Below are 15,894 nucleotides of genomic sequence, written 5' to 3'. Positions count from 1 at the left end.
CGACCTCCAGCCCAAGCAGAACGAGCGCAAGCAGCTACTGATTTGATAGCACTCACCATCAACCGCGATGCGAAGCGAGCCGTACCAGGCCAGCATGAGCCCCGGAACCGGCTTTGCCGGGCCGAAGGGCGGGCGGCCCCCTTGGGGGGCAGGGAGCTACACGAAGTGAGCGACCGTGGGGGCTACCAATTCAACCCCATATGCAGCGGCAAATACACCGCCATGCCAGCCAGGATGGTGCCCAGCACGCCGTGGCGCCAGTAATACCAGGCGGTGCCGGCGACCACGGCAAACAGCCGCGCGTCTTTCCAGGTTGCGATGAAATGGCCCTGCGTCATCACCATTTCCGGCACGATCACTGCGGCCAGCGCAGCAATGGGCGCGTAGTGCAGGCCGCGCTGCGCCCAGCCGGGCAAAGTCCAGGGCTTGCTGGAGAGAAAAAAGAAGGAGCGCGTGAGGACGGTCATCAGCGTCATGCCGATGATGGTCACCACCGTCCAGAGATCGGTCTGGTTCATGCTGCGTCTCCGGTTCCTGGAGTGGATACCGCAGGCTTGGTCGGAGCTGATTTTTCCAGCACCAGACAGACGATGACGGCTACGGCAATGCCCACCAGGATATTGAGCTTGAGCGGCAAGGCGAAGGTGGCGACAGCGGCGGCACCCGCGATGGCTGCAGACACCGCGCGCAGTCGGGTGGTGGCCAGCGACCACATGATGCCCAGCAGCGCCAGGATGCCGGCAAAGCCCAGGCCCCAGGACAGCGGAATGGAATTGGCCAGCGCAATGCCCACCAGTGTGGCGCCCACCCAGCTGACCCAGCTCATGCCGCAGCTGCCGACCCAGTAGGCGTCCTGGGCTTCAATGCCGGCAGCATCGGCGGCCGGGTGCGGGAAGCGTTTGGTAAAAAGCACATAGTTCAGGTCGGCCATGCCGTAGCCAAAAGCCATGCGGCGCCACAGGCTCTGGTGCATCACATAGGGGCGCAGGTGGGCGCTAAAGACCATGAAGCGCAGGTTGACGCAAAACGAGGTGGCCAGAATCACCCACATGGGTGCGCCCGCTACGATGAGAGGCAAGGCTGCCAGTTGGGAACTGCCGGCAAAAACCAGCACCGCCATCAGCAGCACCTCGATGAGGCTCATGCCCGACTTCACCATTGCCACGCCCGTCATCAGGCCCCAGGCGGCGATGCCCGGCGCGACGGTGGCGAGCTCACTCACCCCGAGCCGGAAGTCCGGATGCTTGAAGAATGTCTTCACAAAAACCCCGCCCTTTTCTGTTCCGTCATTTTTTTCACCCCTGTTTGGCGATATCCGGTTGAATGAAGACCATGCCGGGACGGATCTCAAACCCCCGCAAAAACTCGGACGCATCCAGCGCCTTGCCGCCGGCTTTTTGAAGCCGGCTCACACGCAGAACGCCATCGGCGGCACAAATGTCCACGCCTTGGGGCCCTGCGGCCAGGACTTCACCGGCCTCGGCCCCACGCGGCCGGCTGACATCCGCCAGAACTTCGGCACGCCAGAACTTGAGGGTTTGCCCGTCTACAACACCGGCCGCGCCGGGAAACGGGTTGAACGCCCGGATCCGCCGCTCGAGTACGGAAGCGCCTTGCGACCAGTCCAGTAATGCCTCATGTTTTTCAATTTTGTGTGCGTAAGTGATGCCGTCCGCGGGCTGAGAGACCGCCTGCAGGCCTCCGCACGCAGCGATCTCGAGGGCCTCCACGATGAGCCGCCCGCCCAGATTGGCCAGCTTGTCGTGCAGCGAAGCCGTGGTGTCGCCGGGTGCGATGCGCAGCTTTTCCGTCAGGAGCATGTCGCCCGTGTCCAGCCCGGCATCCATTTGCATGATGGTGACGCCGGTTTCCGGATCACCGGCTTCGATGGCCCGGTGAATCGGCGCGGCACCGCGCCATCTCGGCAACAGCGACGCGTGGATATTGAGGCAGCCCAACCGCGATACATCCAGAACCCACTGCGGAAGAATGAGTCCATAGGCCGCCACCACCATGACGTCCGCGCGCGCTGCGGTGATGGCTTCGCGCGCAGCGGCTGCATCGTCAGGGAATTTGCCGTCCAGCCGCAAGCTTCTGGGTTGGGCGATGGGTGCGTGTGAGGTTTCGGCCCATTGCTTGACGGGCGAAGCCTGCAGTTTCATGCCGCGGCCTGCTGGGCGGTCAGGCTGGCTCAGTACGAGGGGAATTTCAAAACCAGCTGCGTGCAGTTTTTCCAGGGCTACTCGGGCGAATTCAGGGGTACCGGCAAAAATAACGCGCATGGGGTCCGATTCTAAAGACCCCTAAGCAAATCCGGGGCGGCAGCAGCAAAGCCCCGCGTATCCGGCAAGCCGACCGGAAACGCTCAGCGCACGGCGTCGCGCTCTTCGTCCTTCTTCTGCTTGATCATCTTGGTCTTGATGCGGTTGCGCTTGAGCGGCGACAAGTATTCGACAAACACCTTGCCCATCAAATGGTCCATTTCATGCTGGATACAAACCGCCAGCATGCCTTCAGCCTCATGCATCTGCAGCTTCCCGTCCAGGTCAAGGGCCTGCACCTTGATGGACGTGGAGCGCTCAACGCCGTCATAAATGCCGGGAACCGAAAGACAGCCTTCGTCGCCCACCCGCGTTTCTTCGCTCGCCCAGACGATCTCGGGATTGATCAGCACCAGGGGCTGGGTCCGGTCTTCGCTGACATCAATCACGACCAGGCGCTCATGCACATCCACCTGGGTTGCCGCCAGGCCGATGCCCGCCGCTTCGTGCATGGTTTCGAGCATGTCGTCGACCAGCTTGCGCAGGCGTGCATCAACGGCCGCCACAGGCTTGGCAACGGTGTGGAGGCGGGGGTCGGGGTAACGAAGAATGGTTAACTGGCTCATGGAGGAAGGCTGGGCAATGGGTGAGATGTCGCTATTTTCGCCACTTTTCCCTGTTTTTCGGCATCCTGATATTCCCAGAATCGTGTATTCGTTGCTTAATCAAGGGCTTAGGTACAAAATCGTTAGTGATTTATCAAGATATAGACACGGTTTTTTCGCGGGGTTGCACCCCGAAAACGCCGTACTAGCCCCATAAAAGCGCCGAAGGCCTACAAGATGCAAACAATTTCTGGTCGTTTCAGTCAAATTTCAATAGCCGCCGCAGCTCTTTTGGGCATCTCAGTCGGCCTGCATGCTCAGAACTTTCCCATCACGGCCGACCAAAAAGCCACGGCAGCCCAAGTGGCCCAGACAGGCGTTCCCCTGGGCGACCTGGCTCCCAATGCGCCCGATACCTACACGGTGAAGCGCGGCGACACCTTGTGGGCAATTTCCGGTTTATTCCTGAAAAACGCCTGGCGCTGGCCCGAGCTATGGGGCATGAACCTCCAGGACATCCGCAACCCTCACCGTATTTACCCGGGGCAACAGCTCTATCTGGAGAAATCCAATGGGCGTGCCGTTTTGCGAACCCGCCAGGCCCAAACCGATGGCCCGCCGACAGACACCGTACGCGTTTCTCCGCGCACCCGCTTTGAAACCCTGGCAGACGCCTCCATTCCCACGATCGCGCCCAACCTGATCGAGCCCTTCCTGAATGAGGCCCTGATTGTTGATGAGGCCATGCTGTCCAACGCTCCCCGCATTGTGGCGGCCCAGGAAGGCCGTGTCCTGCTTAGCCGCGGAGATCGCGCCTATGCGCGTAGCCAATACGGTGCCGGCAGCACCACCGGCAAGCCCCTGAGTATTGAAAAAGGCGAACCGGTCAATTACCGGGTGTTTCGCAACGCAACGCCGCTCAAAGACCCGACGACCCAGGCGATTCTGGGCTACGAGGCGCAATACGTCGGCAAGGCGGAAATAGCGCGCGGCGAATCCGTTGCGGAGATAGCCGGTAAAGACGGCAAGCTGCAATCCGAAATCGTGCCCGCCACAATTGACATTGTTGCCACCAAAGAGGAAATGCGTGTAGGTGACCGGCTGTTGGTGGAACCACCACGCGAGTTGCTGAACTACATACCGCATGCACCCTCCACTGCCGTTGCCGGACAAATCGTCTCGATTTACGGCAGCGCCGTGACCAATGCGGCGGAAAACCAGGTCGTAGTCATCAATCGCGGCGCCAAGGATGGCATGGAGCGTGGCCATGTTATGGCCATCCTCAAGGACGGTGCACGACTCCAAGACAAGACTGACAGTAGCCGCGCGCAGATCAAGCTGCCCAACGAGCGAAATGGCCTGTTGATGGTGTTTCGTACTTTCGATGCCGTTTCCTATGCCCTCGTCTTACAGGTGACTGATGGCGTGAAGGTTGGAGATCGCTTCGTCAACCCCAATTAACCGGCGGACAAGCAACGCAAGAACTTGGGCAAGCCAGGTCCATCGACATTCGAGATATTCTCGAATTCGTTGATCCTGTTTTTCTTTTAGCCCTGGCCATCACGTGGAAAAACAAGAGCTCCGGGCCTGGTTGCGCCTGACCCTCTCGACGGGGGTAGGAAATGAGAATTCCCGCAAACTGTTAGCCGTGTTTGGCTCAGCGCAGGCGATTTTTGACCAGAATTCGACTACTCTGGAACAACTGGGGTCTGAGAAACTGGCACGAACTCTCCAGACAGCGCCTCCGAATCTGGCAGCCCAGTTGCAAATGACACTGGAATGGCTGCAGGCTGGGGATGACCGGCGGGTGGTCGCGTTGGGAGATGAGGCCTACCCTGCGGCCTTGCTCGATATCGCCGATCCCCCGCTGATGCTCTACATGCTCGGCAAGCATGCAACCCAGCCGCAGACGTTATCGCCATCCCACGTGGCCCATATAGCCATTGTAGGCAGCCGCAACCCGACGCCGCAGGGCGAAGCTAATGCGCGCCAATTCGCCAAGGCCCTGGCCGGTGCCAAACTCTGCGTTGTGTCAGGCTTGGCCTTGGGTATCGACGGCGCGGCGCATGACGGCGCCATGCAGGCCGGTGGAGATACCATTGCCGTGGTGGGTACCGGACTTGACCGCGTCTATCCCAAAAAACATCTCGAGCTGGCGCACCGTATTGCGCAGCAAGGCATGCTCATCAGCGAATTCCCGCTCGGCACGCCACCGCTGACCGCGAACTTCCCGAGACGCAACCGCATCATTTCCGGCCTGTCGCTGGGCACTCTGGTCATCGAGGCGGCTCTGCAATCCGGCTCGCTGATCACCGCGCGGCTGGCGGCCGAACAGGGCAAAGAAGTGTTTGCCATACCCGGCTCCATCCATTCGCCCCAGTCGCGCGGCTGCCACGCACTGATCAAGCAGGGAGCCAAGCTGGTGGAAACTGCGCAGGACGTATTGGAGGAATTAAATCTCCCTGCACGGGGCATGGCGCCGGGTGCAGCGGCGCATACGCCAACAGAGGAAGAAACCGGTCCCCTGGTCGAACCCCCTCCATCTACCGCCCTGATCGCCGCGCTGGGATTCGACGTGGTGAGCCTGGACACACTACAGGCGCGAACCGGGATCGAAACAGCCTTGCTGCAGGCACAGCTACTTGAGCTGGAACTCGACGGGCAGGTGTTCAGGCTTCCCGGCGGCCTGTTCCAGCGACGCGCTGACGCATAAACACCGCACTCTTTTCACCGGCTTGACAATGCTGCCGCCAACTGCGTTATATTGGACGCATGTTCGAAGTACTCGTGTACGTCTACGAAAATTACTGGCAAGGTGACGCTTGCCCCGAACTTCAGCGGCTCGGCCGCAAACTGACAGCGGCGGGTTTTGAGGCGGAAGAAATCCAGGCGGCCCTCGTCTGGCTCGACGGCTTGAATATCGCTGCCCAAGGCACGCAAATCAGCCTGCCGGCCAGTGCCCCGTCAGAGCTCACTGAGCCCGGTGCACATCCGCTCATTCAGCCCCAATCCCCCGACAGCCTTCGCGTTTATTCGGTTGCCGAGCAAACACAACTCGGCGCACAGAGCCTGGGATTTGTGAGCTTCCTTGAGTCGTCCGGCGTATTGCCTCCGCACATGCGCGAGATTGTGATTGACCGTGCCATGGCGGCACCAGGCGACCCCGTCACGCTGGATGACCTGAAAATCATCGTATTGATGGTCTATTGGAGCTTCGGCGAAGAACCCGATGCGCTGGTTCTGGACGAATTGTGCGACGACGCGGAAGGTCGCCTTGCTCACTGAATAGCACTGCGGCACAAAAACGACATTTTTGAACCGGTTGCCCGGGCACGCCGGACAACGAGGCGCTTAGCCGAGCAACCGCTCGGGATTTGCATCCAGCTTGGCAAGCGCGTCGCGCGTGGCACGTACCGTGAGCGCCTCCTCTTCAGTAGGCACCAGCAAACCCGACTGCAGGTAGGCCGCGAGCCGACGAGCCTGGATCAGGAAGTTCCGGCCATCGGCAGAAGCAAACAGGTGCAACTGCTTGCGATCACTGCACCAGGCAAACTGCACATGACTGATCTTGCCGTTGTGGTCCAGGCTGAACCATGTACCTACCTGGAGCTCCCGGGCCCATGCGCGCATGGCTTCCGTGGGCTGGCTGCCGCCATCGGCGATCACTTCAATGTCGGTAGCATCGATCCCGATCATGGTGACCAGGCTGTCAGTATCCAGCGGCAGGTCGCCGACGTCCTCATCGGAAAGATAATCTTCCAGGTTCATCAGCCGTTTGGCCATGATCTCCACCCGCTCCTGCGAAATGGTGTCGGTTTTGGACATGAATGCATCGGCCAGCGTATCGCTGATGGTCTTCAGGTGCCCGTCCTGGTCAGACACACCCAAGCCCAGCATGGACATGCCCAGGCGCAGCAGCTGCAGCAATTTCGGCAGGTCTGCAATCACGCGGGCGCGATCATTGCGGTTCGGTTTGGCGCTCGCGGCCCACACCAGATCAGCGGCAGCCCGCTTGAGCGTGATGGTTTCCTCGTGCTGCGGCCCGTTCTTCATCGCGGCGATCGCCAATACCTCAGCCCATACCTTGAAGAGGAATTCGCGGATCTCGTCACGAACCGGCATGTCATTGAGCATGTTCCGCATCTCAATGGTGTACTGGATCGTCATGGTCTCTTTTTGTTCGACCTGTTGCGCGACACTCACAACACGGGCGGCGCTGCCATGCTCGGAAAGGAATTTGGATAAAAACTTTTCGAACTCGTCATAAACCAGCTGAAACACCCGGCGCCCTGTTTCGGGATACTGCTCTATCACTTGCACAATGCGCTTGACTTCAGATTCCATGGCCCCGCCGGCCACCGTGACGTCAAAGCCCAATACGCAGGAACCCATGCGGTCGATCAACCGGCGTGCAGGATGCTGCAGCGACTCAAAGAACTCTGGCTCGGAAATCGCCACACGCAATACCGGCATCTGCAAACGGGCAAACCAGACCCGGATCACAGGCGGAATGCGGTCTTCGGCAAGAATGCTCTGGAACATCAGGGCCACGATTTCAATCGTCGCCTTCTCGGATGAGGTGGACGCCGCCTGCTTGAGCGTATTGGTTCGTTCCCGCAAGGCAGTAGCAGCATTGTCGACATGCACCTGGCCATAGATCTGGCCTTGCGCATCTGCGAGCAAGGTACGCTCTGCACCGGTTTCTTCCAGCTTCTGCACACTCACCATGGCCTGCGCGAGCTGAGGGGAAGCCTGTGTGGGGTGGGTATCGTCGAAGCCTGCGACCTGGTTCGACAGCAAACGCTTGAGGTGCCCCATCACACCCTGGGCCCTCATGCGTGCCCTGGCGAGCGGCGTCGTCGCCGTTTGCATGCGGGTTTCATCGTAGACTGCGCCGCCTTGCCTGGATACGCCTGGCTGCGACCCTGCTCCTTCGGACGCTGCACCTGGAGAAGCTGCACCCTGACGGCCGGCAGAGGCTGAAGATCGCCCGCCACCCACACCCTGAGCCCGGCCATCAGGCCCATCGCCTTGGCCTCCACCAAAACCACGTGCACCACCGCCCTCAGACCCGCCGGCCCTGAACCCGGTTTCGCCGCCGAATTTGCCGCGTTCCTTCTCGGGACTGGAGGCTTTCCTGGCAGACGCCCCGGCATCCGCCGCGGAGGGAGTGCGTTTGACCAGCGGCCGTAAGTCGATTTCCGCCATCACCCCCTGCTGCACCAAAAACTCGTTGGTGGCGTGGTAAGTCTCCAGCAGGTGTGTACCCATGTCCTTCTGGATGACATCCTGGACAACGAGCCAGACATCCCGTGGCAGCGATGCAAGACTCCATTGTTCAACCATGTGCTGTGCAAGCACCTCGGGGCGAAGAATGTCCTGCTTGTGCAATTCCGTGACGGCCTCCAGGTTTTGGATGCGCAACCGCAGGTCGTTCAACTCCCAGCTTGCGAAGTCCAGCAACCGAAGCGCGAGCCGCGAAGCAAGGATTTTGTCCTCCATCACGTCGTTACCCATCAATTCAAATTTGCCGCTGTCGGCAAACCTCGAGGGCGAGTTTGGTGCGGGAATCGTCTGGGCAGTGGTCCATGCGGCAGTTGTGCCACGGACCCAGGTGGCACCACTTTTCTGGAAAGCCATCCAGGCATCACGCCGGTCCTGCATTTCCCGGACGCTACCGGGCTGATCAACCGCGGCAGTGAGCCTGTCCTGAATGGTTTTCGCCAGCGCAGGCAGTACGCGTACAGCGCGCTCCGCAAACAGCGCACGTGCCTGCTCGACCAGAACCCTGCTATTTTTGTTACTTGGAGCCACAGCCGCCCTAGGATGATTAAGTCATAGCTTACACCGTGGCCCCGGCGTTGGGGTCATTGGGATCCTCGTCTTTTTTGGCCGGCCCTTTCATCAGGTCTTCACGCCGGATGCCTAGCCACATGGCGATTGCAGCGGCAACAAACACCGACGAATAGATCCCGAACAGGATGCCGATGGTCAGCGCCAGGGCAAAGTAAAACAGGGTCGGGCCGCCAAAGAGAAGCATGGACAGCACCATGATCTGGGTGGAACCGTGGGTAATGATGGTACGGCTGATGGTGGACGTGATCGCGTTGTCGATGATCTCGGTGGTATTCATCTTGCGATAGCGTCGAAAATTCTCGCGGATCCGGTCAAAAATCACCACCGACTCATTGACAGAGTAGCCCAGCACCGCCAGCACAGCAGCAAGCACAGCCAGTGAAAACTCCCATTGGAAGAAAGCGAAGAATCCCAAAATGATCACGACGTCGTGCAAATTGGCGATGATGGCCGCCACGGCGTATTTCCATTCAAAGCGGAAAGCCAGATAGACCATGATGCCGAAAACGACCATGGCGAGCGCCTTCAGCCCGTCGTGGGCGAGTTCCTCGCCCACCTGCGGGCCGACAAATTCAGTGCGCCGCAACGTCACATCCGGGCTGGCAGTTTTCAGGGCTGCAAGCACCTTGTCGCTTTGCTGCGCAGTGCTTACACCCTTTTGCGCCGGCAGGCGGATCATCACGTCGCGTGAGGTGCCGAAGTTCTGGACCTGCACATCGGCGAAGCCCAACCCAGCCACCGTATCGCGGATTTTCCCGACGTCGGCAGCCTGGGTGTAGTTCACCTCCATCAGGGTGCCACCGGTGAATTCCACGGACAGGTGCAAGCCCCGCGAGAACAGGAAGAATACGGCCAAAGCGAACGTGGCAAAGCTGATGGCATTGAAGATCAGGGCGTGCCGCATAAACGGAATGTCACGCCGGATTTTGAAAAATTCCATCTGGAGTCCTTGGGAAATTCAGGAAAAAGGGCCGGGCTTACTTCGCAACCACACCCGAAGTGGCGGGCCGCCATACGGTGCCAATGGAAACCGTCTTGAGCTTCTTCTGGCGGCCATACCAGAGGTTGACCAGGCCGCGCGAGAAAAAAACCGCCGAGAACATGCTGGTCAGGATACCGATGCAATGCACAACGGCAAAGCCGCGGACCGGGCCGGACCCAAAAGCCAGCAACGCAAGACCCACGATCAATGTCGAGGTGTTGGAGTCCAGAATGGTTGCCCAGGCCCGCTCATAACCTGCATGAATCGCCGCTTGCGCGGAGGCACCGTTTCGCAACTCTTCCCGCACACGCTCATTGATCAGCACATTGGAGTCGATCGCCATACCCAGCGCAAGCGCCATGGCCGCCATGCCAGGCAAGGTCAGGGTAGCCTGCAGCATTGACAGCACCGCGACCAGCAACAGCAGGTTGACGGCTAGCGCCAGGCCGGAAAACAGGCCAAAAAGCATGTAATAGGCCGCCATAAACGCCACGATCACGACGAAGCCCCACGACACACTGTGAAAGCCCTTGGCAATGTTGTCGGCGCCCAGCGTCGGGCCGATGGTGCGCTCTTCAATGATTTCCATGGGGGCGGCCAGCGAGCCCGCACGCAGCAACAGGGCGAGATCGTTGGCGGCATTGATATTCATGGCGCCCGAGATGCTGAACCGTGTACCCAGTTCACCACGAATGGTTGCCACCGAAATAGCCTGCCCTTTGCCCTTTTCGAACAGCAGGATGGCCATCGGCTTGTCCATGTTCTCGCGGCTTGTTTCGCGCATCACCCGCCCACCCTTGGCATCCAGCGTCAGGGATACATTGGGCTCCTGCTTTTGCGAATCGAAGCCGGCCTGGGCATCCGTCAGGCTCTCGCCGGTAACAAGAACCTGCTTCTTCACAATCACCGGATTGCCGCTGATATCGGGGAATTTTTCCGAGCCGAAGGGCACCATGCCTCCCCCGGTCATGGCTGCACGGGCCTCAGCGCTGTCATCCACCAGACGCATTTCCAGGGTGGCGGTACGGCCAATAATTAGCCGGACCCGGGCAGGATCCTGAATACCCGGTAGTTGCACAACAATGCGATCTATGCCCTGCTGCTGTATTACCGGCTCTGCCACGCCCAGCTCGTTGACCCGGTTGTGAAGGGTCACCATGTTCTGTTTGAGAGCCTGGTCCTGAATGCGGCGCGCCGCCTCAGGCTTGATCGTAGCCGTAAGCTTGTATTCCGTGCCCTCGGGGACCTCAGCAGTCTGGAGGTCGGGAAACTGGTCTTGAATCAGGGCTTTGGCTGATGCCAGCGTGGCAGAGTCACGCACCTTGATGTCAATGGCCTGTCCATTACGGGCGATGCCGCCGTGCCGGATATTTTTCTCACGCAGCGATGTCCGGAGGTCGCCAACCAGGGACTCGGCGCGCTTGGTTAGCGCGGCCTGCATATCCACCTGCAGCATCAAATGCACGCCGCCTCGCAAGTCAAGCCCGAGGTACATTGGGAAAGCATGAAGCCGGGCTAGCCAGGGAGGTGAGAGCGATAGCAAATTGAGCGCAACGACATACGGAGGATCTTCGGAATCCGGCGCCAGTACTTTCTGGATCGCGTCCCTGGCCTTGAGTTGCGTATCGGTATCGCCAAACCGCGCCCTGACGGAAGTATCGTCCAGGGCGACGGCATCGGCCGCAATGCCGGCTTCCTTCAGTATTTGCTCCACTTTCGCCATCGTCGTACTGTCGATCTTGACGGTGGACTTGGCGCTGGAAACCTGGACCGCAGGCGCTTCGCCGAAAAAGTTGGGCAGCGTGTACAGGGCTGCGACGATGAGCGCGATCACAATGATGGCGTACTTCCAGGCCGGATAACGATTCATGAGAGGGCTGTTCCTGGTGGACGGATGAACAAAGTCAGGCCTGCCGGCCGTTGCGGCCGGCGAAAGCCTTATTTGGCTGGATTGATAGCGCCTTTGGGCAGCACCTGGATGATCGCGCTGCGCTGCAGCTGGACTTCGACGCCTGGCGCCAGTTCGAGGGTCAGGTACACGTCGCCCAGCTTGGTCACCTTGCCCAGCAGGCCGCCTGCGGTGGCGACTTCATCGCCCTTGGCCAGCGCCTCAATCATGGCGCGATGCTCTTTCTGCTTTTTCATCTGCGGGCGGATCATGACGAAATACAGCACCACGAACATCAGCACCAGAGGCAGCATGCCCGTCAGCGAGGACATCATGTCACCGCCGGCAGCGGCAGCGGGAGCGGTTTGGGCAAAGGCGGAAGAAATGAACACGGCTAACTCCACAACGATTTAAAAGACACACTGGCGCGCGCCATCCGGCACGGACAGCGCACAGAGTTCACGATTGTATGCGGCGGGGCATCCGCAGAAAGGGGTAACTGGCGCGCGCCAGGGGCTTTTCAAGCCGGGGGTGCGCGCAAGGGGCTGCTGCAAGCTCCGCAGCAAAGCCGTCCCATGAAGGAAACACCGGACCGGCGGCGAGGCCAGCGCCGGTCCAGGCTTTAAGCCGCTACCCGCTGAACGGTAGATCCGGGGGTACGAAAGGACTCCATCAACGCGGCCCACTGGGGCCGCGCGGCGGCCAGGTGGCGTGCCTTGACATGGCCATAACCCTTGATCATTTCCGGAATCCGGGCGATTTCCAGCGCCGTGGCATGGTTTTCGGCCGTCAGGCCCGCCATCACGTCCTGCAGGCTCGCCTTGTATTCCTCAATCAGGGCCCGCTCGGTGCGCCGCTCCTCCGTGCGGCCAAAGACATCCAGCGGCGTGCCGCGCAGACCTTTCAGGCGAGCCAACACCTTGAATGCGCCCAGCATCCAGGGGCCGAACTGCTTCTTCTGCAGCTCGCCCTTGTCGTTTTTGGACGCAATCATGGGCGGCGCCAGGTGGTAATTGAGCTTGAAGTCGCCTTCAAACATGCCGTTGACTTTGTTCAGGAAACCAGTGTCGGTGTGCAGGCGCGCCACTTCATACTCGTCTTTGTAGGCCATCAATTTGAAGAGGTAGCGAGCCACCGCCTCGGTCAGCAGCGTCTTGCCCAGCGGCGCTTCCGCGGCGCGCACCTTCTCGACGAAGGCCTGGTAGGTCTGCGCATAAGCCGCATTCTGGTAGGCCGTCAGGAAGTCAACCCGCTTGGCCAGCATGTCGGCCAGTGCGGGCCGTTTGACGAACTCGATCACCTGGGCTGCCTTGAACAAGGCCTGCACAGCAGCCAGGTCGTGCGCGCAGCGCCGGCCCCACTCAAAAGCTGCCTTGTTGTTGTCGATTTGCACGCCATTGAGTTCAATGGCCCGCATCAACGCAGCATGCGACAGCGGCACCCGGCCTTTTTGCCAGGCAAAGCCGAGCATGAGCGGGTTGGTATAGATCGAGTCACCGACCAATTGCACCGCCACCTGCTCTGCATCGAAGCTACCGAGCAAGTCAGCGCCCACTGCAGCAGTCACGGCCGTCTCGCAGTTGCCGCCAGGGAACTGCCAGGCGGGGTTGGTCACAAAGGCAGCCGTCGGCGTACCGTGCGAGTTCATCGCCACATAGGTGCGGCCCGGCTGCATGACGGTGAGCGTGTACTTGCTGGCCGCCACGATCGGGTCGCAGCCAATCACCAGGTCGGCCTTGGCGGTGTCGACCTTGGTCGTGTAAATGGCTTCCGGCCGGTTGGCGATCTGGATGTGGCTCCAGGTGGCGCCGCCTTTTTGCGCCAGGCCGCCCGCATCCTGCGTGACCACACCCTTGCCCTCAATGTGGGCTGCCATGCCCAGCAATTGGCCGATGGTGATGACGCCGGTGCCTCCCACGCCGCCTACCACGATACCCCAGGCGTTTTCCGCCACCGGCAACACGGGCTCGGGAACCACAAACAGGCTGCTGGGTGCGCCTTTCTTGTCTTTTTTTGGCTTCTTCAGCTGCCCGCCTTCGACAGTGACAAAGCTGGGGCAAAAGCCCTTCACGCAGGAGTAATCCTTGTTGCAGGTGTTCTGGTTGATGCGGCGCTTGCGGCCGAACTCGGTTTCCAGCGGCTCCACTGACAGGCAGTTGGATTGCACCGAGCAATCGCCGCAGCCTTCGCAGACAAGCTCGTTGATCACCACGCGCTTTTCAGGGTCCACCAGGGTGCCGCGTTTGCGGCGGCGGCGCTTTTCGGTCGCGCAGGTCTGGTCGTAAATGATCGCGGTCGTGCCCTTGATCTCGCGGAACTCGCGCTGGATGCTGTCCAGCTCGTCGCGGTGGTGCACCGTCACGCCCTCGAGCAGCGGCGCGCCGTCGTATTTCTGCGGCTCATCGGTCACGATGACCAGTTTGGCCACGCCTTCGGCACGCAGGCTTTGCATGATCTGCAGCACCGAATGGCCTTCGGGCCGCTCGCCGACCTGCTGGCCGCCCGTCATGGCGACCGCGTCGTTGTAGAGGATCTTGTAAGTGATGTTCACACCCGAGGCGATGGCCTGGCGGATCGCCAGCAGCCCGCTATGGAAGTAGGTGCCGTCGCCCAGGTTGGCAAAGATGTGTTCGTCGGTCGTAAAAGCCGCCTGGCCCACCCATGTCACGCCCTCGCCGCCCATCTGGGTGAAGGTGGAGGTGGAGCGGTCCATCCAGGTTGCCATGTAGTGGCAGCCGATGCCGGCCACGGCGCGCGAGCCTTCGGGCACGCGCGTGCTGGTGTTGTGCGGGCAGCCGCTGCAAAACCAGGGCGCGCGCTCGCCGGTGTCGGCTTTGCCGGCGGCCAGGGCGCGCTCGCGCCCTTCGATGACGGCCAGGCGCTCGTCCATGCGGGAGATGATGTCGGCGGGCACGCCCAGTTTCTTCAACCGCTTGGCAATCGCCTTGGCGATGATGGCCGGCGTCAGGTCGGCCTTGGCGCGCAGCAGCCAGTTGTCGCTCGGGTTGGAACGGCCCCATTCCCCGCCCGACTGGTCGCCTTCAGGTTCATCGAACTTGCCCAGCACATTGGGGCGCACATCGGCACGCCAGTTGTAGAGCTCTTCCTTGATCTGGTATTCGATGACCTGGCGTTTTTCCTCGACCACCAGGATTTCCTGCAGGCCTTCGGCGAAGTCGCGCGTGATGGTGGCCTCCAGCGGCCAGACAACGTTGACCTTGTGCAGGCGAATGCCGAGCTGGTGGCAGGTCTCTTCGTCCAGGCCCAGGTCGGCCAGGGCCTGGCGCGTGTCGTTGAAGGCCTTGCCGCTGGCGATCAGGCCGAACCGGTCTTTGGGGCCGGCGATGACGTTGTAGTTCAGCTTGTTGGCGCGAATGTACGCGAGCGCCGCGTACCACTTGTAGTCCATCAGCCGCGCTTCCTGCTCCAGCGGCGCGTCGGGCCAGCGGATGTGCAGGCCGCCGGCCGGCATCTCGAAATCTTCGGGGATGATGATCTTCACGCGGTCCGGATCGACCAGGATGGAGCTGGACGACTCGACAACTTCCTGGATGGTTTTCATGCCCGACCAGACGCCGGAAAAGCGGCTCATGGCAAACGCATGCAGCCCCATGTCGAGGATGTCCTGCACATTGGAAGGAAAGAACACCGGCAGGCCGCAGGCCTTGAAGATGTGGTCGCTCTGGTGGGCGGCGGTGGAACTCTTGGAGACATGGTCGTCGCCGGCAATGGCGATCACGCCGCCGTGTTTGGCCGTGCCCGCCATGTTGGCATGCTTGAAGACGTCGGAGCAGCGATCCACGCCCGGGCCCTTGCCGTACCAGATGCCGAATACGCCATCGAATTTTTTGCTTTGCGGGTACAGGTCGAGTTGCTGCGTGCCCCAGACGGCCGTGGCACCCAGCTCTTCATTGACACCGGGCTGGAACACGATGTTTTGTGCAGCCAGGTGCTTTTTGGCGGCCCACAGGGCCTGGTCATAGCCGCCCAGCGGCGAGCCGCGGTAGCCACTGATAAAACCCGCCGTGTTCAACCCCTCGATCGCATCGCGCGTGCGCTGCAGCATGGGCAGGCGGACCAGCGCCTGGACACCGCTCATGAAAGCGCGGCCGTGGCCTAAAGAATATTTATCGTCAAGCGTGACGGTCTCTAGCGCTTTGCGGATGTGTTCAGGTAGGGGCGCGTTCATGTTCGTGGGTCTCCAGGACTGTTTTTAGTACCGCCTTGTGGGCAGGCCGAGAAGGGTCACCCCCGGATAGGGGGCGCCCTCTAGTTGCATGCAAAGTGTATGCCGCCAGCCGT

Annotated in this window: 12 protein-coding genes; 3 read left to right on the top strand and 9 right to left on the bottom strand. The window is 60.7% G+C overall.

What is annotated here, in order from left to right:
• Positions 1 to 182 precede the first annotated feature (182 nt).
• The 4 genes from AC1D1J_RS21160 to def form a co-directional block, all read right to left on the bottom strand.
• Entirely contained in the window at positions 183 to 518 is a 336-nt protein-coding gene (locus tag AC1D1J_RS21160) for an AzlD domain-containing protein (protein WP_457282408.1), read from the bottom strand.
• Positions 515 to 1,261 (bottom strand): AzlC family ABC transporter permease, encoded by a 747-nt coding sequence (locus tag AC1D1J_RS21155; RefSeq protein ID WP_477695785.1) that lies wholly within the window; start codon positions 1,259 to 1,261, stop codon positions 515 to 517. The genes AC1D1J_RS21160 and AC1D1J_RS21155 overlap by 4 nt, the downstream gene beginning before the upstream one ends.
• A gap of 34 nt (positions 1,262 to 1,295) precedes the next feature.
• The gene (fmt, locus tag AC1D1J_RS21150; protein ID WP_477695784.1) at positions 1,296 to 2,282 is read right to left on the bottom strand and encodes a methionyl-tRNA formyltransferase; all 987 of its coding nucleotides are present in this window, start codon (positions 2,280 to 2,282) and stop codon (positions 1,296 to 1,298) included.
• Between the two features lie 83 nt (positions 2,283 to 2,365).
• Positions 2,366 to 2,887, bottom strand: a complete 522-nt coding sequence (gene def / locus AC1D1J_RS21145) for a peptide deformylase (RefSeq protein ID WP_477687510.1) — start codon at positions 2,885 to 2,887, stop codon at positions 2,366 to 2,368.
• A gap of 216 nt (positions 2,888 to 3,103) precedes the next feature.
• Between def and AC1D1J_RS21140 the strand changes: the two genes are divergently transcribed.
• The 3 genes from AC1D1J_RS21140 (at position 3,104) to AC1D1J_RS21130 (ending at position 6,151) form a co-directional block, all read left to right on the top strand.
• Positions 3,104 to 4,327: a LysM peptidoglycan-binding domain-containing protein gene (locus AC1D1J_RS21140; RefSeq protein WP_477687511.1), complete on the top strand. Its 1,224-nt coding sequence runs from the start codon at positions 3,104 to 3,106 to the stop codon at positions 4,325 to 4,327.
• Positions 4,328 to 4,430: 103 nt separating this feature from the next.
• Entirely contained in the window at positions 4,431 to 5,579 is a 1,149-nt protein-coding gene (gene dprA, locus AC1D1J_RS21135; protein ID WP_477695783.1) for a DNA-processing protein DprA, read from the top strand.
• Between the two features lie 59 nt (positions 5,580 to 5,638).
• Positions 5,639 to 6,151 carry a Smg family protein gene (locus AC1D1J_RS21130; protein WP_477687513.1) on the top strand — a complete coding sequence of 171 codons (513 nt, stop codon included), beginning with the start codon at positions 5,639 to 5,641 and terminating at the stop codon, positions 6,149 to 6,151.
• Positions 6,152 to 6,217: 66 nt separating this feature from the next.
• Here the strand turns inward: AC1D1J_RS21130 and AC1D1J_RS21125 are convergent, their stop codons facing one another.
• From AC1D1J_RS21125 to AC1D1J_RS21105, 5 genes are all read right to left on the bottom strand, one after another.
• On the bottom strand, positions 6,218 to 8,680 hold the full coding sequence (locus AC1D1J_RS21125) for a DUF1631 family protein (protein WP_477695782.1): 2,463 nt from the start codon (positions 8,678 to 8,680) through the stop codon (positions 6,218 to 6,220).
• Positions 8,681 to 8,708: 28 nt separating this feature from the next.
• Positions 8,709 to 9,662: a protein translocase subunit SecF gene (secF, locus tag AC1D1J_RS21120; protein ID WP_477687515.1), complete on the bottom strand. Its 954-nt coding sequence runs from the start codon at positions 9,660 to 9,662 to the stop codon at positions 8,709 to 8,711.
• A 37-nt stretch (positions 9,663 to 9,699) separates the two neighbouring features.
• Positions 9,700 to 11,574: a protein translocase subunit SecD gene (gene secD / locus AC1D1J_RS21115; protein ID WP_477687516.1), complete on the bottom strand. Its 1,875-nt coding sequence runs from the start codon at positions 11,572 to 11,574 to the stop codon at positions 9,700 to 9,702.
• 68 nt (positions 11,575 to 11,642) lie between these two features.
• Positions 11,643 to 11,984 carry a preprotein translocase subunit YajC gene (gene yajC, locus AC1D1J_RS21110; protein WP_477656808.1) on the bottom strand — a complete coding sequence of 114 codons (342 nt, stop codon included), beginning with the start codon at positions 11,982 to 11,984 and terminating at the stop codon, positions 11,643 to 11,645.
• 230 nt (positions 11,985 to 12,214) lie between these two features.
• Entirely contained in the window at positions 12,215 to 15,781 is a 3,567-nt protein-coding gene (locus tag AC1D1J_RS21105) for an indolepyruvate ferredoxin oxidoreductase family protein (RefSeq protein WP_477695781.1), read from the bottom strand.
• Positions 15,782 to 15,894 lie beyond the last annotated feature (113 nt).

Source organism: Polaromonas sp. P1_F8 (assembly GCF_056405635.1).
Note: the sequence above shows the minus strand (reverse complement) of the source record. Positions and strands in the feature narration are given on the sequence as shown.

Bases quoted from the DNA above. Each gene is read 5' to 3' on its own strand.
- fmt (WP_477695784.1), bottom strand. From the start codon at position 2,282: ATGCGCGTTATTTTTGCCGGTACCCCTGAATTCGCCCGAGTAGCCCTG.
- AC1D1J_RS21105 (WP_477695781.1), bottom strand. From the start codon at position 15,781: ATGAACGCGCCCCTACCTGAACACATCCGCAAAGCGCTAGAGACCGTC.
- AC1D1J_RS21130 (WP_477687513.1), top strand. From the start codon at position 5,639: ATGTTCGAAGTACTCGTGTACGTCTACGAAAATTACTGGCAAGGTGAC.
- secF (WP_477687515.1), bottom strand. From the start codon at position 9,662: ATGGAATTTTTCAAAATCCGGCGTGACATTCCGTTTATGCGGCACGCC.
- secD (WP_477687516.1), bottom strand. From the start codon at position 11,574: ATGAATCGTTATCCGGCCTGGAAGTACGCCATCATTGTGATCGCGCTC.
- def (WP_477687510.1), bottom strand. From the start codon at position 2,887: ATGAGCCAGTTAACCATTCTTCGTTACCCCGACCCCCGCCTCCACACC.
- AC1D1J_RS21140 (WP_477687511.1), top strand. From the start codon at position 3,104: ATGCAAACAATTTCTGGTCGTTTCAGTCAAATTTCAATAGCCGCCGCA.
- AC1D1J_RS21160 (WP_457282408.1), bottom strand. From the start codon at position 518: ATGAACCAGACCGATCTCTGGACGGTGGTGACCATCATCGGCATGACG.